Annotated in this window: 17 protein-coding genes, 1 rRNA gene and 1 pseudogene; 10 read left to right on the forward strand and 9 right to left on the reverse strand. The window is 30.6% G+C overall.

Features of this window, described 5'->3' with window-relative positions; translation table 11 throughout:
* Positions 1 to 19 precede the first annotated feature (19 nt).
* The gene (locus CR532_RS02055; RefSeq protein WP_108729179.1) at positions 20 to 1,210 is read left to right on the forward strand and encodes a dicarboxylate/amino acid:cation symporter; all 1,191 of its coding nucleotides are present in this window, start codon (positions 20 to 22) and stop codon (positions 1,208 to 1,210) included.
* Between the two features lie 23 nt (positions 1,211 to 1,233).
* Here CR532_RS02055 and proS read toward each other — a convergent pair whose 3' ends face one another.
* Positions 1,234 to 2,700 (reverse strand): proline--tRNA ligase, encoded by a 1,467-nt coding sequence (gene proS, locus CR532_RS02060; protein ID WP_108729180.1) that lies wholly within the window; start codon positions 2,698 to 2,700, stop codon positions 1,234 to 1,236.
* A gap of 46 nt (positions 2,701 to 2,746) precedes the next feature.
* Positions 2,747 to 3,457, reverse strand: coding sequence for a DUF2259 domain-containing protein (locus CR532_RS02065; protein ID WP_234416411.1), 711 nt, complete (start codon positions 3,455 to 3,457; stop codon positions 2,747 to 2,749).
* A 547-nt stretch (positions 3,458 to 4,004) separates the two neighbouring features.
* Between CR532_RS02065 and CR532_RS02070 the strand changes: the two genes are divergently transcribed.
* Complete coding sequence (locus CR532_RS02070) at positions 4,005 to 4,607, forward strand: DUF3996 domain-containing protein (protein ID WP_108729181.1); 603 nt, start codon at positions 4,005 to 4,007, stop codon at positions 4,605 to 4,607.
* 10 nt (positions 4,608 to 4,617) lie between these two features.
* A complete protein-coding gene (locus CR532_RS02075) occupies positions 4,618 to 5,304 on the forward strand; it encodes a DUF3996 domain-containing protein (protein WP_108729182.1) in 687 nt (228 codons plus the stop codon).
* A gap of 39 nt (positions 5,305 to 5,343) precedes the next feature.
* Here CR532_RS02075 and manA read toward each other — a convergent pair whose 3' ends face one another.
* Complete coding sequence (gene manA, locus CR532_RS02080; protein WP_108729183.1) at positions 5,344 to 6,459, reverse strand: mannose-6-phosphate isomerase, class I; 1,116 nt, start codon at positions 6,457 to 6,459, stop codon at positions 5,344 to 5,346.
* On the reverse strand, positions 6,456 to 8,327 hold the full coding sequence (locus CR532_RS02085; RefSeq protein ID WP_108729184.1) for a fructose-specific PTS transporter subunit EIIC: 1,872 nt from the start codon (positions 8,325 to 8,327) through the stop codon (positions 6,456 to 6,458). Before CR532_RS02085 ends, manA begins: the two co-directional genes overlap by 4 nt.
* 194 nt (positions 8,328 to 8,521) lie before the next feature.
* Between CR532_RS02085 and CR532_RS02090 the strand changes: the two genes are divergently transcribed.
* The 3 genes from CR532_RS02090 to CR532_RS05495 are packed head-to-tail and all read left to right on the forward strand — an operon-like array spanning position 8,522 to position 10,811.
* Positions 8,522 to 9,166 carry a hypothetical protein gene (locus CR532_RS02090; protein ID WP_108729185.1) on the forward strand — a complete coding sequence of 215 codons (645 nt, stop codon included), beginning with the start codon at positions 8,522 to 8,524 and terminating at the stop codon, positions 9,164 to 9,166.
* Positions 9,163 to 10,044: a DNA/RNA non-specific endonuclease gene (locus CR532_RS02095; protein WP_108729186.1), complete on the forward strand. Its 882-nt coding sequence runs from the start codon at positions 9,163 to 9,165 to the stop codon at positions 10,042 to 10,044. The genes CR532_RS02090 and CR532_RS02095 overlap by 4 nt, the downstream gene beginning before the upstream one ends.
* Entirely contained in the window at positions 10,041 to 10,811 is a 771-nt protein-coding gene (locus CR532_RS05495) for a hypothetical protein (protein WP_108729187.1), read from the forward strand. The genes CR532_RS02095 and CR532_RS05495 overlap by 4 nt, the downstream gene beginning before the upstream one ends.
* Here CR532_RS05495 and CR532_RS02105 read toward each other — a convergent pair.
* A pseudogene (locus CR532_RS02105) lies at positions 10,799 to 11,411 on the reverse strand (diacylglycerol/polyprenol kinase family protein). The gene CR532_RS05495 and the pseudogene CR532_RS02105 overlap by 13 nt on opposite strands.
* The gene (locus CR532_RS02110; protein WP_108729188.1) at positions 11,411 to 12,430 is read right to left on the reverse strand and encodes a peptidylprolyl isomerase; all 1,020 of its coding nucleotides are present in this window, start codon (positions 12,428 to 12,430) and stop codon (positions 11,411 to 11,413) included. Before CR532_RS02110 ends, CR532_RS02105 begins: the two are co-directional and overlap by 1 nt.
* Before the next feature lie 161 nt (positions 12,431 to 12,591).
* On the opposite strand from CR532_RS02110, the gene CR532_RS02115 reads away from it, so the two are divergent.
* From CR532_RS02115 to CR532_RS02130, 4 genes are read left to right on the forward strand one after another with little or no spacing between them, the layout of a single operon-like run.
* On the forward strand, positions 12,592 to 13,452 hold the full coding sequence (locus CR532_RS02115; protein ID WP_108729189.1) for a CheR family methyltransferase: 861 nt from the start codon (positions 12,592 to 12,594) through the stop codon (positions 13,450 to 13,452).
* 35 nt (positions 13,453 to 13,487) lie between these two features.
* Positions 13,488 to 14,648, forward strand: coding sequence for a chemotaxis-specific protein-glutamate methyltransferase CheB (gene cheB / locus CR532_RS02120; RefSeq protein ID WP_108729190.1), 1,161 nt, complete (start codon positions 13,488 to 13,490; stop codon positions 14,646 to 14,648).
* A gap of 23 nt (positions 14,649 to 14,671) precedes the next feature.
* Positions 14,672 to 15,880, forward strand: a complete 1,209-nt coding sequence (locus CR532_RS02125) for a TraB/GumN family protein (protein WP_108729191.1) — start codon at positions 14,672 to 14,674, stop codon at positions 15,878 to 15,880.
* Between the two features lie 38 nt (positions 15,881 to 15,918).
* A complete protein-coding gene (locus CR532_RS02130; RefSeq protein WP_108729192.1) occupies positions 15,919 to 16,551 on the forward strand; it encodes an adenylate kinase in 633 nt (210 codons plus the stop codon).
* 836 nt (positions 16,552 to 17,387) lie between these two features.
* On the opposite strand, the gene CR532_RS02135 is transcribed toward CR532_RS02130, so the two are convergent.
* The 3 genes from CR532_RS02135 to rrf form a co-directional block, all read right to left on the reverse strand.
* The gene (locus CR532_RS02135) at positions 17,388 to 18,302 is read right to left on the reverse strand and encodes a GGDEF domain-containing protein (protein WP_108729193.1); all 915 of its coding nucleotides are present in this window, start codon (positions 18,300 to 18,302) and stop codon (positions 17,388 to 17,390) included.
* The gene (locus CR532_RS02140) at positions 18,303 to 22,784 is read right to left on the reverse strand and encodes an ATP-binding protein (protein WP_108729194.1); all 4,482 of its coding nucleotides are present in this window, start codon (positions 22,782 to 22,784) and stop codon (positions 18,303 to 18,305) included. It lies immediately after the preceding gene.
* Positions 22,785 to 22,843: 59 nt separating this feature from the next.
* Positions 22,844 to 22,954 (reverse strand): 5S ribosomal RNA (rrf, locus tag CR532_RS02145).
* Positions 22,955 to 22,966 lie beyond the last annotated feature (12 nt).

Here is a 22,966-nt window from a genome sequence, read left to right on the forward strand (position 1 = left end):
ACCTTTAAAGGAATAACTTATGAATACAAAAATAAAATTCTTTCTAACTATACCTATTGGAATATTAATTGGATTATTCTTTCCATCTGAAAGTTACAACACATTATCACATATCTTCATAAGGTTGGCTTACTTTTCCTTAATTCCTTTTTTAATATTTTCAATTCCACTCGGAATTGAAAATATTATTGAAAATAAAAAATTTAGAAAACTATTTGGAAAAACAATTTATTATGGAATCTTAATCAATTTTATAGGGGTAATTACATCCATTATAGTTGCAACAATATATCTGCCGCAAAGAATCCCAATACTAGATAAAAATATTCAAAATTTATACATATTTAATAAATCAGAATTTCTTGAAACATTTTTTCCAAAAAACATTCTTACAATAATTACAAGTAGCAACCCAAACCTTTTAAGTATTTACATTATCTCAATCATTATTGGCACTAGTTTTTACTATGCAAAACAAAAGGGAAGAATGGCTAGGGAGCTTATTTTAAGCATCTCAAATCTTTTCTACAATGCAAACGGAATAGTAGTCAACATATTAAATGTTGGGGTCATTTTCATCACAGCAGCATACACTATCAACTTAAGAAATTTTAAAAATTATCAATACTATCTAAATAGCATAATATTTTTCTCAGTATGGACAATTATTATCATTCTAATAATAATTCCAATTATTAGCTATAACTTGACCAAAAACCTTAAATTGGCATACAAGAGTATATTAATATCCATTCAAAACATAATATTTGCGGGCTTAACAATGGACACTTATGCCCCCTACTCCATTTTAATAGAAGACATTAAAAATGAAAGAATCAACATAAAGAAATCAATAATTACAAATATACCAATAATTAATTTTATCTCTAAATTTGGGACAATCTTTATCTCAACAATTTCATTTTTTATTATTTTAAAATCTTACTCTAGCTTGCCCATATCAATTTATGAAATAAGCTATATGAGCGTATTAGCATTCATTTTTATTTTTGCATTTCCACACATACCAAACAGCTTAATTTATATAATTACAATGCTCTGTTCAACTTATACAAAAGGAATTGAACTCAGTTACTCAACCATAACTCCAGTACTTCCAATATTAATGTCTCTAGCCTTAATGATTGACTTTACATTCAATGTTGCAATACTGCATATAGTAGACTTCAATGACCTACAAGAAACTTAAACTTTGGTAGTTAGAATCAATAATTAGTAAGATTTTGCAAATAAAACAAGATACTTAGCTTCTGTATTGCAATAAATACAGGTTAAATTATCTAGAGACCTATTTTTAAAATCTTCAGGAATACATCGTATTGTAGCTTTAGTATCACTCTTAATACTCTCTTCACACATCTCACTTCCACACCATGAAGAGAGTACAAATCCTAAATGCTCGTCAATATAGGTCTTAAAAGTAGCATAACTGTGCGCACCAACACCCATGATTTCTTTGGTATTAAGATTTCTAAACTCTAAAGCCCTCCTAAATAAATCACACTGCATACTCTCAAGCTCATCTTTAAGCTTAGATGACAACTCTTTAACAGATACCTGATACTTAGAAGTTTTGTCCTTATCTCTTCTTGCAATGGTGACACAGCCCATAAGAATATCATTAGACCCTACTTCAATTCGTACTGGAATGCCCTTAAGTTCCGCAGAAGAAAATCTAAATCCTGGAGAATTTTTGATATCCTTATCAATATCAACTCTAAATTTTTCTCTCTTTAAATGTTCAAAAATGGTAGTAGCATACTCCAGAATTCTTCTATTAACTTCATCATCTCTTTTAAAAATAGGAATAATAATGAGCTCAATTGGTGCTATCTTTGGCGGCAATATCAGCCCCTTATTATCAGAATGAACCATAATCAATGCTCCAATCAACCTAGTTGACACTCCCCAACTAGTAGCAAAAACATGCTGCATCTCGCCTTTTTTATTTTGAAACCTAACATCAAAAGCTTTTGCAAAATTTAATCCCAAATAATGAGATGTTCCTGCTTGCAAAGCTTTTTTATCTTGCATTAACGCCTCGATGGTATACGTAGCCACAGCTCCAGCAAATCTTTCCTTTTCTGACTTTTGCCCACAAAATACAGGAATAGCTAAATAATCTTCAATAAATTTTTTATAAAGGTTTAAAATAAACAATGTTTCACTCTCAGCTTCCTCCTCAGTCTCATGTGCAGTATGCCCTTCTTGCCACAAAAACTCAGTAGTACGTAAAAACGGTCTTGTTCTCTTTTCCCAACGAATAATATTTGCCCACTGATTAATTTTAATAGGCAGATCTCTATAAGACTTTACCCATTTGCTGTACATATTCCAAATAATTGTCTCAGAAGTGGGTCTTAAAACCAAAGGCTCTGCCAATACTTCGCCACCAGCCGTTGTTACAACAGCAAGTTCCGGTGAGAATCCCTCAACATGTTTCTTTTCTCTTTCTAAAAATTCATAAGGAATAAGTAATGGAAAATATGCATTCTCATGTCCCGTCTCCTTAAATTTCTCATCAAGGACGCCTTTAATTCTCTCCCAAATAGCATACCCATAAGGCATAATAACCATACAACCTTTAACAGGACTATAATCAACAAGCTTTGCCTCTTGTACTATATCTAAATACCATTTGGAATACTCCTCTTCTTTTGAAGCAATAAAATTACCCATAAACCTCGCCATTGCTAAAAATTTTAGTAACTACTCATCATAAAACTCAATATTTATGCATTTCAACCATAAAACGATTATATTTGTTTCCCGAAAAATCTATCATAGTTTTCTCTACAACAAAAACAATGCCATCTTCCTTGGGAAACAAAAAAATCTCCTTGATTTTATAATCAAGAACATTTTTCCTATAATAATTTTCTCTTCCTATACACTGTATGTCTTTAATCCGAACACCGTCATCCTCAACGGATAAAGAAATAGTGAAAGCAGAAGATCTTAGATAATCTCTAGATGTCTTATTAAGTGCAACTAGATATCTCTTTCCTGTCAGAAAATCAATAAAATCCAAAGAATTCTCTATGGAATCCCCATGTTCAACATAAAGATAAATACTCCTACCCTTTTTTAGATGATTTATTTTAAGATCCTTGACCCTATAATCAACTATTTTCAAAAGCTCATAAAGACTCTTCTCAGCAGTATCAGTATGATCAATATGCTCATTGAAAATCCTAGTATATACTCCATGTTTTACAAAATCATTCCTCCAAACATCTACAAAATACACCTTGGAATAATATTTCTCACCCTCAAAGCCATATTCACCAAACATAAAATACAATCCATCATTCGAAAATCCTAAGTTTTTGAAAAAAACACCCCCTCCAAAGCATAGAGAAGAACAAAAACAAAAAAACAAAGCAAAAAATCGTCTAGATATAATTCTTCTAATAAAATTACAATCAAAATCCATAGCTTAAATTTATATTCATATTAGAAATATGTCAAACATATTTTTAATATGAATCTTTGCTATAATATTTACTTTGATAAGTTAGTTTAAAATTATATTTGTATCTTACAATAGATTTTTTAAAAAAATATCTAGGAAGATATTTATAGATTTAATCATAGTATCGAGGCATCAATTAGCACAGAATTTATGCCAAAAATTTAAACTAAAAGATAGATTTATGAATGCCGTTAACAATTTTCTATCCACTAATTTTAAAGAATCAAACTCTATGCCATTAACACTAACAGGATGTTAACTTGTATTATTTTGAAATTTACTCAAATTTAATAATACTTCACAAATTTCTGAAGGACAATTTTAGTTTTATGACTAACAACTGTCAGAAACTTTTTAGTATTAATAATCTCTTAACACTAAAAAGTTATATAATAAAAACACTTATATACACATTAACTACCAGATATCTGCTTTATAACTTATACTTTATAGAATATAATTCTAGCAATTATATATGCTTGATTAGATATAAGTTAAAGGAGAATTTATGAAGATATTGTTAAAAGTAACTATGATTTTATCACTAGCAAGCTTATCTATTGCTAAGGAAGTTGATCCATTAAATCTTGACAAGATATTAGTAGAGAAAGAAAACTTAAATAAATTATTTGGAATAGGTTTTGGGATTGGAAACCCTATCACGAATATCATACTTTCTTTTCCATATGTAGATATCGATTTTGGATATGGGGGATTCAATGGTCTACATCCTAATAATTTTACGCCTTATCTTATTTTCGGAATTGATGTCTTATTCAGAGAGGAACTTTATCATAATATAATAATGACTGGTGGTGTTGGAGTAGGCATAGACTGGTCTCCAGTAAAATCAACAGATTCAGGCCCTGCGGGTGCTCCAGAAGAAAAAGGTGATAATAAAGAGGGAGAATTTTTATCTCCCGCATCCAACAATAGGTTGGGTATCGTACTAAGACTTCCTATTTCATTAGAATATAGTTTTTTAAAGAATCTCGTAATAGGATTTAAGGGCATGGCAACAATTGGAGGAACAATGTTAATCAGCCCCATAACATTCGAAGGAGCGAGATTTGGGTTTTTTGGTATCGCATTCATAAAAATATATATATAAAGGAAAGCTAATGGGAAAAAACACTCAAAAGATATTGATCTTACTAGCAATGTTTAACTTACACTATTTTACGTTCTCTAAAGATAATGATCCATATATAATTAAATGTAATGAAGAAAATGATGGCACCACTTGTATTACAAATGGTGAAGACACCATCCCAAAACCTAAAATCCCAGCTAAGAAGAAACCCAAAGTTATTCCTATTATACAACCACCCATAATTAAACAAGAAAAAACTCCATATAATTCATTCTCAATAGGAATAGGAACAGGCAGTCCTGTAGCAAATATTTTAATCTCGGTGCCTTATGCAGACATAGATTTCGGATATGGAAGCTTTTTTGAGTTTAATCCTGACAATTTTAAGTCTTACTTTTTATTTGGTATCGATCTAATCTTTACAAAACAAATAGGACCAAGTGTAACAGTCGGAGGAGGATTTGGAGTTGGTATAGACTGGTCTAAGGTAGATCTAGTACCTCCTGGAGGTTCAGACACTATTACCTATGAAAGAATAGGAACTGTGGCTAGGTTACCCTTAGTAATGGAATACAAATTTGCAAAAAACTTGTCGGCAGGATTCAAAGTTTACTCTGCACTTGGTCCAACCATATTGCTCACAAAACCAAAAATATTATTCGAAGGAACTAGATTAAAATTCTTTGCAATTGGGTTTTTCAAGTTCTCAATATAAATAATAAATTTTTCACTAAAATCAAAAGGTTAGTATTTGCTAACCAGAGTATGCAATAAAGATTGTCCCACCTCCACTAATTAATAATTCTTCATTACATACTCCTATAAATGCACTTTCACCTTTCTTAAGATAAAAATGGTCATTTATCTTAATTTCTCCATTAATGACTAGTAACACCATCGTACCATCTCTTTTAAAATAAAGATTTCCATTAATATCTCTTTGCAACAAGCTTAAATTAGTACCTGGGAGTTTAAATACATTAAAACCCCCAATATTCTCACCTCTGAGTAATGAAAACATTCCCTCCTCAAACCTACCAACCTTAAGCATCTCATTCTTATCAACATATTTAGTAGTAAGCCCCGCTCTGATTACGTTATCAGAATTAGTCATAAGTTCAAGGCATTCGCCCCTAAGATACGCATGCACTTCTTGACTCTCAGTATAGAGAACCTCACCTGGATTTAATTTAAAAATATGCATTCCTAAAAATACTAAAAGTCCAATATCTACCCCATAAATCTTATAAATCTCATTAAACCAATAAGCTCTAAACTTATCTATAAAATCTAAATTTTCTTGCGCTCTTGCTATAACATCCTCAATCTCACCTCTTTGCAAATCAAATATATTGCTTATAAATTCTTTATGGGTCGTAAAATTAAAATCTAATTTCAATTTTTTATATATATTTTTAATTTCAAATAGAGGTAAAAATCCCTTAAGAGCATAAAAATCACTTAAAGCATAAACAAGTTCTATTTTTGGATTCTCATCCTTATAAATTCTTCTAGGGTCATTAATATTTACTCCCTTATCATTCTCAAGCTTAAAGCCTGTCAAGGCAATCTCTTTTGAAGGATGTATTTGGATTGACAAAGGCCTCTGGGCTGAGAGCACTTTAAATAAAAAAGACAACTCATTCTCATTTCCCAAAAGTTCTCTGTGATGCTTTAAGAAATCATAAAGGGAGCGATATCTGCCTTCAACTGATATCTTACTAGAAAATGTCTTATGTGCTCCAAGCCACATCTCAGCTTTAGGAAGGCCATCTTCTTTTTGTCCCAAAAGAGAAGGGATGAAACTAGTTCCACCCCAATCGTATTCTTTAATCTCATTTTTCATCAAAAATATATTATCAACTCTCATTTAGATTCCCTAGCTTTCAAAGATTTTAAAAATATCACTAAAATTGTTGCTACAGCAACACCTGCAACTATTGCAATAATAAATCCTAACTTATTATCAACCACAGGAAGAACTATCGGGCCTCCATGAGGCGCATGGCTTGCAACTCCCAAGAATGCCGCAATAATACTTGCAACAGCTCCTCCAGCCACTATTGAGGGTAAAACCCTCGCAGGATCACTAGCAGCGAAAGGAATAGCACCCTCACTAATACCAATAAAAGAGATTAAGAATGATATTTTCCCAGATTCTCTCTCTTCTTCCTCAAATAACTTAGGCACAACCAAAGTAGCAAGTCCCATAGCCATAGGAGGAACAGGAATAGCTGCTGCAACCATACCCATTATTTGTGGAACTTGAGGAATCATAGCAACACCAAAAAGGAATGCAACCTTATTAAAAGGTCCTCCCATATCAATAGCCACCATTGAACCAAGTATTAACCCAAGAAGCACCTTTCCTAAAACACCAGAAGTTTCTGAATTACTTTGCAAAGATTTAAGGCCATTCTCAAGCAATGTCATAAATTGGGCAATATATCCACCAACATAAATCATAAAAAACCCTATAATAACAGTACTTATTAAAGGAATTACAAATATAGGCATCACGGGTCGTAGCCATTCAGGAACCGTTTTTTTTGCTATCCATCTAGCAACAAACCCTGCCATAAATCCTGCAAGTATTGCCCCTAAAAATCCTGCTCCAATATCTCTAGCAAGAACACCTCCAACAAGACCTGGTGCAAGACCTGGCTTATCGGCAATTGCCATAGCAATAAACCCTGCAAGTATTGGCAACATCATACCAAAAGCCACAGCACCAATATCTGTAATCGTCTTATAAAAAGGATATTCAACAAAATTTGGTCCATCAGGGCCAACCCCAGCCAATGATATTCCAAGAGCAATCAAAATACCACCACTTGCTACAATTGGGATCATGGGAGACACGCCACTCATTAAATATTTATAAAGAGTAGATTTACTCTTCTTGGGTGTATCTTTTAAATTAGCATTCACATTCTTGTAATTAAATATTGGAGCATTAAATGATTCCTTAACAATATTTTCTATATTATTTATGGCCTTTGCAGTTGAAACCTTACAAACCTTCTTCCCATCAAATCTCGCTTCATCAACATCCTTATCAACAGCAAGTATTACCACATCAGCAGATTCAATATCTTCTTCCGTCAGAGCATTTTCAATGCCAATAGAGCCCTGAGTCTCAACTTTAATGCTGTAACCTTGTTTCTTAGCTTCAGCTTCAATCTTCTTAGCGGCAATATATGTATGTGCAATTCCTACAGGGCAAGCAGATACAGCCACTATTTTTTCTGATCTTGAAGAACTTACAACATCCTCTGTAGCAGCCTTTTCAACATTTTCCACATAAGCATAAATTTCATCAGGATTGTTTACAGTTTTTAAAATATTTTTAAAGTCATCGTTTTCAAATAATTTAGCTATAAAAGCTATTGACTTAATATGTTCATTACCTTGTTGTCCTTTTGACATACAAATTAAAAATATCAAATTAACAGGAGGGTTATCATCAGACCAATCTATCCCATCACCTTTTATGTAAAGCAATGAGACAAAACTTGTTTTAACAACATCCCCTATAAAATGAGGAATAGCAACTCCATTCTCCCAAGATGTATCACCAATATTTTCTCTATCAAGTATGCCCTGAAGAAATCCATTCCTATCATCCGTATAACCCTTTTCACCGACTTTATCTACTAAAAAATTAATTGCATCTTCTTTAGATTTTATTTCATCTGATATAAAAATAAGTTCTCTTTTCAAGAAATCCAAAAACATAATCCTCAAGCCTCCTAAAAATCCCTAAAATAATTGTATCACAGCACAAAAACTAAACTTGGATAACCTTACTATTAAAAACATTAGTAATAAAAGACATATTATCACGAATTAAAACTAAATCTATTAATTTTAATCTAAACCAAATCCTCTTCTTTATTTCCAGTTTATTTTATATTATGGAATCTAATTTTATGAAAATAATACTCAAACTTTATTGTATCTTAATATGTGCGATTTTGCCTTCATTAAATGCAGTGCAAGAAACAATCGATATAAATAATAAAGAAAGCTTATCCTTAGAAAAAAAATCAAATAAGACTACAAACAATTTCTTCTTAGTGGAAAGAGGTTTTATCTATTCAACAGGTACAGGACTTGGAACCGGATTTTTCCTAAATTCAATAATAAATCACCTAATATTTAGACCTTATTATGTGTTTGCAACTAATAATTTTGATTTCCTGGCTGTTGCTATGATATCAATTAGTGAAGACTACAATATATCCAAAAAAATTAAGTACTCAACCTCTTATATCGGAGCAGGAGTAAACTGGCATATGGCAAACTTGGTACCAAAAACAAAATACTTCTCATCTACTGTAGGAATTGGAGGAAGATTTTACCTTTCAACAAATTTTATAGGAGACTTCAAATTTTACGAAAAATTACCTTATGTAATAGAGCCTTATATATTTATTGAGCTCTCCACAAAAAAATCTATACCTTATTTCAGCATATATTCAAGAATTGATTTTTTATTTCTTGATACATTCAATATTTCTTTTGATTGTGGTATTAGATATAATTTTAAAGATACCAAAGAGGTAGAATCATGAAAAAGAAGCTAAAATTTCTGCTTTGTTGCTACATATTAATCCTACTAGGATTTTTATTTTTTCATCAAAATCCCAAAATTCTCAATAACATTAAAGAAATAGTTTCTAACTATTTAGAAACACTTAAATTCAAAATTCATACCCCTTTAAGTTCAATTGAGCTTAAAGAAGAACACCTCTTGCCAAAGGGATATCTAACTACTCAGGTGCTACATAAAAAATACTATTCCTTAGGATATGCTGAGAGTGCAAGACAATCAGAATGGATAGCTTACCATTTAAAAAGAGAAATGGTCGAACTAGCCTTAACATTGCTTAAGGAGAAAAAAATAAAGAGAAGTAATAAATTCTTTGAAGATAAAGATATTAAAGGAATCTCTCCAAAGCTCAACGATTACCTAAAGAGTGGATATGACAGAGGACATATCGTTAGTTCTGCTGATATGTCTTTCTCTGAAAAGGCAATGAGAGAGACCTATTTCCTCTCAAACATATCGCCTCAAAAAAAAGAATTTAATTCTGGAATTTGGTTAAAACTTGAAAAATTAGTTAGAGAATGGGCAATCTTAAAAGGAAAGCTTTACATTATTAGCGCAGGAATTTTAACAGAGAATAAAGGGTTTATTGGGAAAAATAAAATACTGGTGCCAAAAAATTTTTATAAAATAGTGCTATCATTAAATAATGATAATTCTTACGATATAGTGTCTTTTATTATTCCAAATGAAAAGGCCAAAGACTCAGAATTAAGAAATTATACTGTGAATGTACATTTAATCGAAGATAAAACGAACATTGATTTTTTTGAAAAACTTGATGCTGGAATAAAAAAGATAATTAAGATGAAAAAAGACTCGTCTCCTTGGAAATTTAGATGAAAATGCCCTTTATCAAATTAAACATTTTCTTGTTTACAATTTTTGCCTTAGGAATAACTGTTTTATCAATATTTATACATTATGCAAACTCCAATATAAACTTTTACACCTATCTGATCAAAATCTATGACCGAGACTTATTGATTTTGATCAATAAATTCTTTATCTTCAGTGTCGGAATACTAGGTTCTATTTGGGCATATATCAATTATAAAAGAACAAATAATATACAATTTGTATTTTTTTATTACTTTATCAGCTCATATATATTTGAACCTCTTTCAATCTTTAAGTATTATTTTCTAAATGAAATATTAAGTCTAGAATTTTACTATTTCATGAAACTTTATCACTTTATAACCGTATTTTCATTGCTGAATTTATTTTTCCTCAGTCTACATATATGTGATTTTCAAATAAAATCAATAACTTATACCACTTACTTGATTTTAACTTCTGCAATCATCTACAGCTCTTTAGTGCCTATTAACGCATACGATTATAATCATATGCATGATTTCCTTTTTGCAACAGGGAATCATAGATTCCATGTTGATTTATTCTTATTGCTAATATTAATAAATTTTTTAGTAGCATCTTTAAGAAAAGCAAACCTTAGCTACTTATTACTCTTTGTATCAATGGCTCTAATTGTATCTGGAATTTACTTTAATTCAATCGAAATTCCTTATGCTTTCATTACAATCTCAATAGGAGTACCACTATACCTAAGAGAGTCAGGAAAGCTTTTCTTCTACTGGCTATAAAACATTAGAAATCAAAGCACAAGATAACATTGCCACACCTACAGGCAAAAATAAATTATCATATTTTTTACAGTCAAAGAGCTCTACAAGCACGGCTCCCATTCCAACAACTGATGCTATTATTAGGTTTGGGAAAAAATAATAACAAACAATAAAAGAAACTAAAAAAACAATGACACTACCTGAGAATGTCTTATTATTTACAAGTTTGAAAGAGGGAATTAGTTTGCCAAAAAGACTTGCAAATCCGTCCCCAAGACATGCTGAAAATATCCCAATACAATTAAAAGGCTCAGGTATAAGGAAATACGTAAAAAATATACTTATTACTAAAAATATTGGGGAGAGAGATACCTTATAAGAAGACACCTCTCTGGTCTTTAGTATGACTCCTGATATACCTTTTAGAAAAAATAAATTTAGTTTCATAATCCTAAATATTTCCGAAATTAAATACACAATCACAAAAAATAGGCTAGATGCAAGACCTAGCCAAAAATTTATTTTGTAAAACAATAAAAACATTAAAGTAGAAATATGAAAGAATTTCCTATAAATCTCATATTTAATGTTTTCTTCAAAATAAATTCGGTTAAATATCAATTAATCTTCCTTAGGATAATATCAAACTTTAAAAAGGAATTTGCTTTTATAGTATCACCTATGCTTCTTTCTCCATATGCAAGACTTGGTGGAATTATTATCGTCCTCTCCTCTCCCTCAAGCATATCTAACAACATTATCTCCCAACCTCGAATTACTTGACCACTGCCAACTATAACCTCTATTGGCTCACTCCTGTCAATTGAACTGTCAAACTTAGCTCCACTAAGTAAAAATCCCTCATAGTCTACTATTAAAACACTCCCCCTCTTGGCACTCCTACCATTTCCCTGCTTATTGATCCTATAAAAGATACCATTCTCATCTTTCTGAAAATCTATGTAATCTTTAGAAATCATTTCAAGTTGATAAGATATATATTTTTCCGCCTCATCTGTCTTCTGTGCCTCATAAATTGTCTTTAATTTTGCAAATTCTTCATTGTTAACCTTAAAGGCTTCCGCACTACTGCCAATACGAGAAATTGCTATTCTCTCTATTTTATCTCCTTGACGAATATTAAGAACTGTCTCCATTCCTTCAATCACTTTACCAAAAATTGAATGCTTAGAATCAAGATAAGTAAGATTATCTGAAAGAGTTATAAAAAACTGACTCCCATTTGTATCAGGCCCTGAATTGGCCATAGAAACAATCCCTTGTACATTATGACTTAAATTCCTTCCCAACTCATCAGGAAAAGAATAGCCAGGTCCTCCAGTACCTATCCCCGTAGGATCTCCTGTTTGAACAACGAATCCATCAATAACTCTATGAAAAACAACATTTTCAAAATAAGGCTTGTCTGTAACAGAATTTTTAAGGATTCCTTCACTAAGACCAATAAAATTCATAACCGTTAAAGGTGCATCCTCATAGTAGAGTTCAATTTTTATATTTCCTTTATTTGTATAAATTGATGCAAATATTCCACCTTTTTCCACTAAATCTTCCTTCTTACCAATACAAGATATTAGCATTAAAATAAACAAAAAATTAAATAAATATTTATCCACAAATTCATTCCTTACATTAATTATTAAATAACATTATAACTAATTTATTACTCTCAATTTTACAATTTTTTCGTAAAATTTGTAAAATTAACTAGAAATTTATCATAATTAAGTAATACTTATTTTTTAGGGGAATAACTTATAAAGTTGGATTTTATTGAATGCTAAATATTAGTAATGAGCTTCTTCTTAAATTTTGCAGTTTTATATATGAAAATAGTGGTATTTGCTTTGACGAGAAAAACAAAGTTGTGTTAAAGGGTAGAATTAACGATGCGATACATGAACTTGACAATGTGGATAGTCCAAAACAATTATATGAGTTAATAAATTCCGATAACCTTAAAAGAGAATATTTTCTAGATCTTGTTACCACGAATCTGACTCGATTTTTCAGAAATGAACTTCATTTTAAAACTTTTGAAGAATTCATAGTTCCAAACTTAGTAAAAATTAAAAATAAGGAAAATACAAATAGGATTGTTATATGGTGTGCTGGATGCTCAACAGGAGAAGAACCTTACTCACTGGCTTTTGTTCTTAAATCTAATCTTCCAGAAAATTTTGATTTTATTGTTATCGCATCTGATTTAAGTTTAAAGTCTTTAATGATAGCAAAAGAAGGATATTACTCTGCCGAAAAATGCGAACATATCCCAAACAAGTACAGAAAATACATAAAATCTTACATGGATGGTTATAGAATAATAGACGATATTAAGAAACATGTACGATTTGATTATCATAATTTAAATTTTGAAAGTGGATTTTCAAATATTGATGTTGTTTTTTGCAGAAATGTGCTCATATATTTCGATGAAAAGTCAAAACTAAACGTTTTGAAAAAATTTTACTCTTCTATGGCTATGAAAAGTTACCTATTTATTGGACACTCAGAATCACTCTTTGGTCTTAATCTTCCTTTTAAATTTTTAAGAACACCTTGGGCCATAATATATGAGAAAGATGATAAAAGTATTCCAAAAGCAAAGTTTAAATTCAAAAGTAAATACAATTTATAATTTAATATAAATAAATTTATAGGAGCAAATCAGAAATGCGAACAAAAATTTACGTTCTTGTTATTGAAGATTCTTCTATTAATAGGAAGATTATATCGGATATAATCAACTCATCTTTAAAACTTGAAGTCATTGCAACTGCAGCTAATGAAAAACTAGCCCTTAAAAAACTTAAAAAACAACCGGATGTAATATTATTCAGTTTAGAAACAGAAACAATAAACGAAGTTGATTTTCTAGAAGAGAAAAGACATATTAACAACAAAACACCTGTTATTATTCTATCCTCAAGCGAAGACATAATAAAAAAAGCACTCTTTAAAGGAGCTGACGACTTTTTGATAAAAACTGACGGCAAATTAGAGCTCATAAAAGATAAAATTATTGATTTACTCGTATCTTACGGAAACAAGGCTATTAAAAGCAAAATGATCAAAAATATTAATTTAAAATTACAAACAAATGAGCCTGCGACAAATAGTACAAACCAAGAAGAACCTTTAACTGCAGAAGAAACAATGTATGAAAATTTAACAATCAAAAAAGATATAATTGAGAGCAAAGATTGGAATCAAGAAAAAATAATAGACGAAGGAGATTTAAGAAAGCTTAAGTACAGGAAATTTGATATCGTAGTTATCGGGATATCTACGGGAGGTCCTGCAGCACTAAAGGCAATACTACCAGAGATCCCTGAAAATTTTCCCGTACCAGTAATCATCGTTCAACATATGCCAAAAGGATTCACATCGGAATTCGCAAAAAACCTTAACAATATTTGCAACTTAGCTGTAAAAGAAACAAACAATGGAGAAATCCTTCAAAGAGGATTCATATATATAAGTTCCAGCGGATACCATACAAGAATTAATAAAGCAAATGAAAACTATCAAATAGAAGTCTTTGATGCTAAAAATGTAAACGGCCACAAGCCCTCTATTGGTGTACTTTTTAAGTCTATATCAGAAAATGTAAAAGAGAAGGCAATAGCCTTAATAATGACTGGAATGGGAAGTGATGGATCTAGAGAAATTGGAGAGATTAAAAAAGCTGGAGGTCTTACTATTGCCCAAGACAAGGAAAGTTCAGTTGTTTTTGGAATGCCAAAAGTAGCTATAGAAGAAAATAATGTAGACTATATAGTTTCAATAAACCATGTGATAAAATTATTAAAAGCCATCCTTCTTGATGGTTGAATTTTTATAAACAAGGATACCCTTTGAACACCACAAAAGAGAATATTGAGGATTGTTTTTCACATGTTAGCACTCTTGATATCAGCAACCACAAAATATACATATTAGGTACAGCACATGTATCAAAGAAAAGCTCACAAGATACAGCTACTTTAATTAAGAAGCTAAGACCAGATTTTATTGCTGTTGAACTTGATACGGCTCGCTACCACGCAATCTTGGGAACAGACGAGAACGAAAAATGGCGCAATTTAGACATCTATAAAGTAATAAAGCAAGGAAAAGCATTCTTATTAATAGTTAGAATAGTTTTAAGTAATTTCCAAAAAAAATTAGCAAAAGAGCAAGGTATTAGTCCTGGGGAGGAGATGAAGACGGCTATCCTTAAAGCTAAGGAATATAATATACCGCTAATACTTGCAGACAGAAAGGTCGAAACAACTCTTAAGAGGGCTTGGAGCTGTGTTCCACTTTTTGAAAAAGCTAAAATAATCTCAAGTTTACTCTCGTTCTCAGATACCAAAGTAACAGCAGATGAAATCGAAAAATTGAAAGAACAAGATGTTCTCTCAAGCATGATGGAAGAACTTGCAAAAGAAATTCCTACTGTAAAAAAAATCTTAATTGATGAGAGAGATGCTTTTATAGCAAGTAAAATACTTGAAGGATCAGGGACAACTTTTGCTGTTGTTGGTGCGGGTCATGTAAAGGGTATAATAGCGACTTTAAAGGAAATTAAAGAGAACAACAAGGTAGTCAATATTGATGATCTTAATACTATACCTAAGCATACTTTCTCACTGGGAAAACTAACATCTTATTTTATAGCAATATCAATTATTGTACTAATGTCAAGTTCATTTTACTTTAAAGGATTTGACTTCGCTTATCAAAATATAAAACTTTGGACAATATTTAACGCTTTATTCGCAGGTGTTGCCGCTCTTTTACTAAGAGCCAATATTATAACCATATTTACAGCTGCGGTTGGTGCCCCAATATTCTCTTTAATTCCATTTATTGGAACAGGTATGGTTGCGGGTCTGGCTGAAGCTTACATAAACAAACCAAAAATAAAAGACTTTGAAGATTTGCAAGAAGATTTGGCTAACATAAAAGGATATTTTAAGAATAGAGTTACGAAAATTTTACTGATAATATTTTTTGTAAACATTGGTTCTGCAATTGGAACAATTGTTGGGTTTAAATTTTTGTTAAATATTTTCAGATAAACCTAAAAACAAAATTAAGATTATACAGGAGTTGCATTATGAAACTGGTTTTTTTAGGGCCTCCGGGTTCTGGAAAAGGTACACTTGCAAAGATAATCTCAAAAAAGTTAAATTATTATCATATTTCAACAGGAGATCTCTTCAGAGAAAATATATCAAATTCCACATCTCTTGGTAAGGAAATAAAGCAAATAGTTGAAAGCGGAAAACTAGTACCCGATTCAATCACAATTAAAATTGTTGAAAATAAAATTACTACCCTTGATAATAGACAAAATTTTATTCTGGATGGATTCCCTAGAAACATCCATCAGGCTAAGGCCTTAGATGCATTCTTACAAAATATTAAAATAATCAACTTTTTAATTGATGAGGATCTACTAATCAAAAGGCTCTCTGGAAGAAGAATATGCAAGTCCTGTGGTGGAATATATAATATATATACACTCCCTACAAAAGAAAAGGAAATTTGTGATATTTGTCAAGGCATTCTTTGTCAAAGAAAAGACGATACAGAGGAGTCTTTAAAAGTAAGACTTAAAGAATATCATTTACAGACAAAGCCACTAATAGACTTTTACTCAAAAAACAATAGAATTAACAATATAAATGCATCTAGAGATATTACTGTAGTGGAACAAAGTTTAATGGAAGTAATATCAGCAAGCTAGTCGGAAGCTATCTATTATAAACCACCCATAGATTTTTACTCAAAAAGTAAGAAAGTTAATGATTTAAAGATATTGATGGAATGGAGAAAATTATATGAAAGCAAAAACTCATTACATGAATTAATTATTCATAGGATTGTTCTTCCTACAGTCCACTTTAGTCTATTCAACAGAAACCCAAATCCTATAGGCGTTATACAAGGAACACTTTTATTTCAACTTTCAAACAGGTTATTATCTACCACACGCACTTGGGATAACTTGAAGAAAATTTTCTCCAAGTTTTATATCCCCTCAATTCAAGTCAATGGAACCAAAAGATCAAATTTAACCTAACCCTTAAGAGGTACTAGTGTAGTCTAGTATTTGGATTACTATAAATTTTAAAGTCTTAGACAATCCGGATTCATTTTTACTTCAAAATAATGGAATAGATACAAAGCTATACATAGGACCCGCGTCTGTTTTTACAATAATTAATCCCGCTCCTATTACATCTATAACTTTATATACGGCAATTGAGGTTGGAGTAGGTTAGAAAGGGCTTGGCTTTAAGGACATTGGAACTACACTTGGTGGAAAATGGACTCATATTATTTATTATAGTCTTTGTGACTATCTTTCTATATACAGACAACCCATATTAGTGAGAGTCAGCTCTGGAAATATAAAGCTGATGAAGGTAGGTACGAAGGGAAAACATACATTAGAAACGCAAAGCACATAAGTACAGTATAAAACAAATAATGAGGAAGTGATTTCTTCTATCATAGTATTTTTATTATAAAGCATGACTACAACTCTAGTGGTTTTCTTTCACTTGCAAGTTTTAAACTTTAATATTTAAACCTATTGCGCCCAGAAATCTTAGCCTCATACAATTTATCATCAGCCAGCTTAATGATATTAGTAAAATTAGCATCATGAGGAATTTGCTCGGCAAGACCAATGGATACTGTCACAAACTTAGAAACACTGTTATGCTCATGAACTATTTCCAAATTTCTAATATCTTCAATGATCCTGCCAACAATCTTAATCATTTCTTCTAAGCTTTTATTAACAGAAAATAAAATAAATTCCTCACCACCGTAGCGAGCAATATCTATCTTATATCTCATAGCAATCTTATTCAAACTCTTTGCAATCAACTTAAGACACTCATCACCATTAGTATGTCCATAATTATCATTATATTTTTTAAAATAATCAATATCTAACATACCCACAATGACGCGCTCTTTATGCTCCAAGGCTCTCGCCCAAGACTTAGCAAATTTATCTGTAAAAAATCTCCTATTAGGAATTTGAGTAAGACCATCAATTCTCGAAAGATTTTTAAAATGATCCCTAAGCCTCTTAAGCTCAAGATGAGTTTTAATTCTTGCATCAATGATCCTGCCATTAAAAGGTTTTAGAATATAATCCACTCCCCCAACATTAAATCCCTCAAGTTGAGCATCGGTAGAATCTCTTGAACTAATAAAAATTATAGGAATGTCTTTTGTCTCAGGATCACTCTTAAGCCTTCTACACACCTCATAACCGCTAATGTCTGGTAACATTACATCAAGAAGAATAAGATCAGGACTGGCAATCTCCACCTGCTTTAAAGCATCAAACCCATTAACAGCAACTCTGATCTCATACCCATCTTGCAGTATATCTATTAATAAATCTAAATTTGTAGGTGTATCATCTACAAGCAACAATTTTTGGGTTTCAATCTCAATATCTTCAAAATTATCCAATTATCCCTTCCGAAATGACTTCTTTATATTATGAGCACTTATCATATTCTTAACAATTTGAGAACTCTCTTCAAATTTATATAACTTTAAGTGCTCAAGAAGGGAATTAAATAACATTGTATCACTCTCATTGAAACTGTATTTCTTCAAAATCCCAAGTACTTCCTTATATTCTTTCGGATTTCTATTTTCTATATCATGTAAAAGCTTCTGCATAAGAACCAAAAATTCATCATCACTTGCATATCTCAACTTCTCTTGATCTTCAACCTCAATAATATTCAAAATGAATGTTTTTATGTTCCCAATAAGCACAAACAAATCTTTACGCGTTTCATAGTAAAGTATTTTTAATGCATGTATCGAACTTGTACTTATCTCAATTTCTCTAAAATTCTCAAATAAGCTACTACGCATATTACCAAGAGTTCCAGCAATTGAATGTGCCAATCTCTTTACTAATTGCAAATCATTTACATTAAAAGCCTCATCTAACTCATAAATAAGATTATCAATCATATTAACAAGCCCTCTGCACAATTCAACATACATATCATATGAAATATTCAATTCTCTTAATGCTTTATTAATATCCAAATTAGGCAAATTAGATATTACATCTAATTTTTTATCTTGAATAATCTCATTATCTTCAAGTTCAATATGTAAATATTTTTTTAGTATATTTTTAATTGAACTAATATGTATTGGTTTTGCAATGTAATCATTCATTCCATTATCTAAACACTTGTCTTTATACTCTTTTAATGCATGTGCAGTTACAGCTACCAAAACACAAGGACTTAAGTTATTCTGGTCTTCAAAGCTACGTATTTCCCTAGAAACTTCAAAACCATCACAGTGCGGCATTTTTATATCTATGAAACCTATGTCATATCTCTTAGTTTTTAAAAATTCAATAGCCTTTATTCCATTATCCACAATATCAATAGAATCCTCTCTTACACCTATAACGACCAAAATATTTTTCAAAACCTTCTGATTAATTTCATTATTCTCAGCTATTAATATGTTAATATGATCTTCTATTTTAAGAGTGCTAAAATCACTTATTAGTGGTGCATCTACAGTTGGGCCATTTCTAATCCAACTAGAATAAAAATCCCACCTTTTAAAAGGTTTCTGCATATATTCATACTTAAAATCATCTACCTTGTTATCCCTTAAATAAGAAAGTACAAAAATTATTCTTGCATCAGATTTCAAACTTTCGATTCTACTAGCAAAATTAAGCCCTTCTTGCACACCTACATCATTTACATTTATAAAAACAAAATCATAAAAAGGATACCTATAAAATACTTTATAAGCATAGTCATAAGAATAAGAGTAATGTATATTATCTTTATAATCTAATATTTCACTTATTCTTTTAAATACTTCAACAGCCTTTTTATTTAAAACTACACTTAAAATCTTCTTATCTCTTACCAACTCAAATTTATTTAAATTTTTATCTTTATCCGTAATCTCGTTACCTAAAACGAAAGGTAACATAAATGAAAAAGTTGATCCCTTACCTATTTTACTCTCAACTGCGATGCCAGGACCACCCATTAAGCTGACAAGCTTCCTAGATATTGTAAGTCCAAGACCAGTTCCTTCATATTTTCCTGAATCAGAATCATCTTCTCGTTTAAATAACTCAAATATTTCCGGTATACTATCCTGTTTAATTCCTTTCCCAGTATCAATTACCTTAAACTCAATAGTAACGACTTCATTGCCATTATCATCTTTTGTACTGCATATATATTCATAGTTTAAAACTATGATCCCTTCAGAGGTGAATTTAAAGGCATTCCCTATTAAATTGATAAGCACTTGCTTAAGTCTAGGCATATCCCCTACTAAATAATTCTCTAAGTTTGATGTTGAATAAAAAATTAAATCAAGATCTTGTTTTGCACTCTGAGACTGGAAACTCTTTAAAACACTTTCAATTTCACGCTCTAAATTTATATAATTATTTTCAATATATATTCCGTGCATATCTATTTTAGAGATATACAATATATCATCAATCAAAGAGAGCAATATACTAGATGAGTGATTTATCATTTGAACATATTCTCTTTGAGTACTTAAAAGATCGGTACGATCTAAAAGTTCAGTAGCTGCTATTATGCCATTAATAGGAGTACGAATATCATGACTCATATTTGCAACAAAAATAGTCTTAGCAGCAATAGCGCCCTCAATAGCTTCTTTCTCGCTCATTGCAGAAGAATACATTCTTTGTTTAAATTTTATCTCATTTACCAAATGAAATGTAAAGAATCCAACAAAAGTAAAAATAAATATACAAATGTTTAGTGCCGACATGCTATATTTTCTAAATTCTATATCCTTAGAACGTTCATAAACATTCAGCACCCAATCATCAAAATATGACCTATTCTTAACATTTGCACGGAATAAAATCTTTTGTATAATTCCTCTTAAAATATACTCCTGATTATGGATCGCAATATTTAAATCGAATTTTAAATCTAGCATAGTGGGCATTTTTTTAACATCCCTAACATTCAAGTCCTCAAAGTTAATAGTAGCAGTATATTCATCGCTAATAATTCCATTAACCTTGCCTCTATAAAGAAGATCTAAAGCTTCTTTAAAACTATTTACTTGGATTAGTCGTGCACCTGTTTTAGACTCCAATTCCTTAGTATGCAAAAATTTAAGTACTGCCAAATTATCAGAAAAACTAAAAGGGAATAATCTGGCTTTATTTGAAAAAACATAAAGTGGAATTCCTGAAGTTGCTTTAATGTTGAAAACATAATCTGAATTCGAATCTGATAAATTAGTAGAGAGTATATCTACTTTTCCTAACTTAATTAACTTTTCAATCTCATCATTTTCATGTATTTTGACCATATTGAAAGCTAGATTTGTAAATCCTCGTATTTTCTTAATTAATCCCTCATTTACACCTCTATGATGATTAGAATCAAAATAATCAATAGGATACCAATCTTTTATAGCAAGATTTAATTCTTTATTATTCAGTAACCAAATTTTTTCCTCAACATTAAAGTTACTCTTATTTATGTGACCATAACTGTTATTTTGATAATTGTCCATTTCAACTTGACCAAGCCAATTTCTATCTATTGGTAACAAGGTGTCAAACAAAATATTTTCTATTAATGCATTAAGTACATATGCAAATAATTCAAATCTGTTATTATTAGTTGCGAATACCAAAAACCTCCTTCTATTGAAGTTTGAATCCTCTGATTTTAATATATCATTATATCCATGCAACTTTAATAAATATTTTGAGGTTATTGAGTTTTCTACAAATCCATATGAATTATTTACTATATCCGAAAAATTACTTACTATATCTGTATTTTTATCTATATTAATATTATTGAAATTAAAATCAATAATTTGTGAATTTATAATTTTTCTGCTATTTTTAGCATTTGTCAAATAAAACTTAAAATTAAGCGAGTATATTGGGATAGTCTCCTTATAATTCCTAGACCTCAAGATACTGTCATCCTGAATAATACCACCCCAAATAGACACATCCTTATCATCTATACTATTCTTAATACTCTCTTTTGAAAATCCTATAAAATTCACTCTAAAACAATATTCTCTAGAAAGAGTATTCCATAAGTCAACTAAAATCCCTAAAGGTTGCCCTTTAGGATCAATAAAGCTTAAAGGAGGATAATCATTGTATATCCCAATATCAAGATTATATAAAATATCTAATTCTTCAAAAGACTCATATTCTTCCTTAGAGAGTGACTTCAAATAACTAAAAAGGTCAACATTTAAATGCTTTAATTGACTAACGGGATTCTTACTAACAGCAATTCTTATACCAATACTATGAAAATATTCAGTATTAAAAACTTTCATAAAATATGGATTAAAAACCCTATACCATACACAAGGTAATGTTTTACAACTGCCATATACTAAATCAATTTCATTATTATCTAATGCTAAAAGTAATTCTTCAGTACTTTTAAATAAAAAAATATTATCTATGAGCCCATGGGATCTTAATATATCTTCATATAGAGTGTTTTTTACAACACCTATTCGTAACTCGTTTGCAAATAATGCACTGGGTTTCTTTTTGCCTTCTCTTGAACCATAAAATAACGCAGCAACGCACTTTCCAATTTCATTTTTGAAATAAAGATAATCATTTAAATCTGAATTATAAGTTAATCCTAAATAAATTACATCATCTTCAATTTTGTTTTTATCAAGGTAATCAATAGTTTCTACAATAATAGCATAATTATTATCCTGTGCCCACTTGTCAAGAAGAGAAAAAATCATTCCGACTACTTTACCTTCTCTATTTTTATAGTAAAGAGGATAATATTGATCTACGAGTTTAAATTTCAAAGTTGGCTTAGCAAGTAAATTAAGATTAGAGGAAAAAAATATAAACAAAATTAAAAAAGCAATACCCAAACTGCGCATAATTTATACCATATATTTTCAAACATACTTTATACTCTAAACCAATAAAAAACAAAAAACCCTGGCAATAACCTACTCTCCCGCGAACTCGCAGTACCATCAGTGAATAAGAGCTTAACTTCTGTGTTCGGAATGATAACAGGTGTTTCCTCTCTTCTCTAACCACCAGGGTAATTTATAAG

The organism is Candidatus Borreliella tachyglossi, assembly GCF_003076595.1.
Taxonomy (GTDB): Bacteria; Spirochaetota; Spirochaetia; order Borreliales; family Borreliaceae; genus Borrelia; species Borrelia tachyglossi.

Coding starts and splice junctions, on each gene's coding strand:
- CR532_RS02090 (WP_108729185.1), top strand. CDS start 8,522: ATGAAAATAATACTCAAACTTTATTGTATCTTAATATGTGCGATTTTG.
- CR532_RS02065 (WP_234416411.1), bottom strand. CDS start 3,457: ATGGATTTTGATTGTAATTTTATTAGAAGAATTATATCTAGACGATTT.
- manA (WP_108729183.1), bottom strand. CDS start 6,459: ATGAGAGTTGATAATATATTTTTGATGAAAAATGAGATTAAAGAATAC.
- CR532_RS02130 (WP_108729192.1), top strand. CDS start 15,919: ATGAAACTGGTTTTTTTAGGGCCTCCGGGTTCTGGAAAAGGTACACTT.
- CR532_RS02095 (WP_108729186.1), top strand. CDS start 9,163: ATGAAAAAGAAGCTAAAATTTCTGCTTTGTTGCTACATATTAATCCTA.
- CR532_RS02140 (WP_108729194.1), bottom strand. CDS start 22,784: ATGCGCAGTTTGGGTATTGCTTTTTTAATTTTGTTTATATTTTTTTCC.
- proS (WP_108729180.1), bottom strand. CDS start 2,700: ATGGGTAATTTTATTGCTTCAAAAGAAGAGGAGTATTCCAAATGGTAT.
- CR532_RS02055 (WP_108729179.1), top strand. CDS start 20: ATGAATACAAAAATAAAATTCTTTCTAACTATACCTATTGGAATATTA.
- cheB (WP_108729190.1), top strand. CDS start 13,488: ATGCGAACAAAAATTTACGTTCTTGTTATTGAAGATTCTTCTATTAAT.
- CR532_RS02075 (WP_108729182.1), top strand. CDS start 4,618: ATGGGAAAAAACACTCAAAAGATATTGATCTTACTAGCAATGTTTAAC.
- CR532_RS02085 (WP_108729184.1), bottom strand. CDS start 8,327: ATGTTTTTGGATTTCTTGAAAAGAGAACTTATTTTTATATCAGATGAA.
- CR532_RS05495 (WP_108729187.1), top strand. CDS start 10,041: ATGAAAATGCCCTTTATCAAATTAAACATTTTCTTGTTTACAATTTTT.
- CR532_RS02115 (WP_108729189.1), top strand. CDS start 12,592: ATGCTAAATATTAGTAATGAGCTTCTTCTTAAATTTTGCAGTTTTATA.
- CR532_RS02070 (WP_108729181.1), top strand. CDS start 4,005: ATGAAGATATTGTTAAAAGTAACTATGATTTTATCACTAGCAAGCTTA.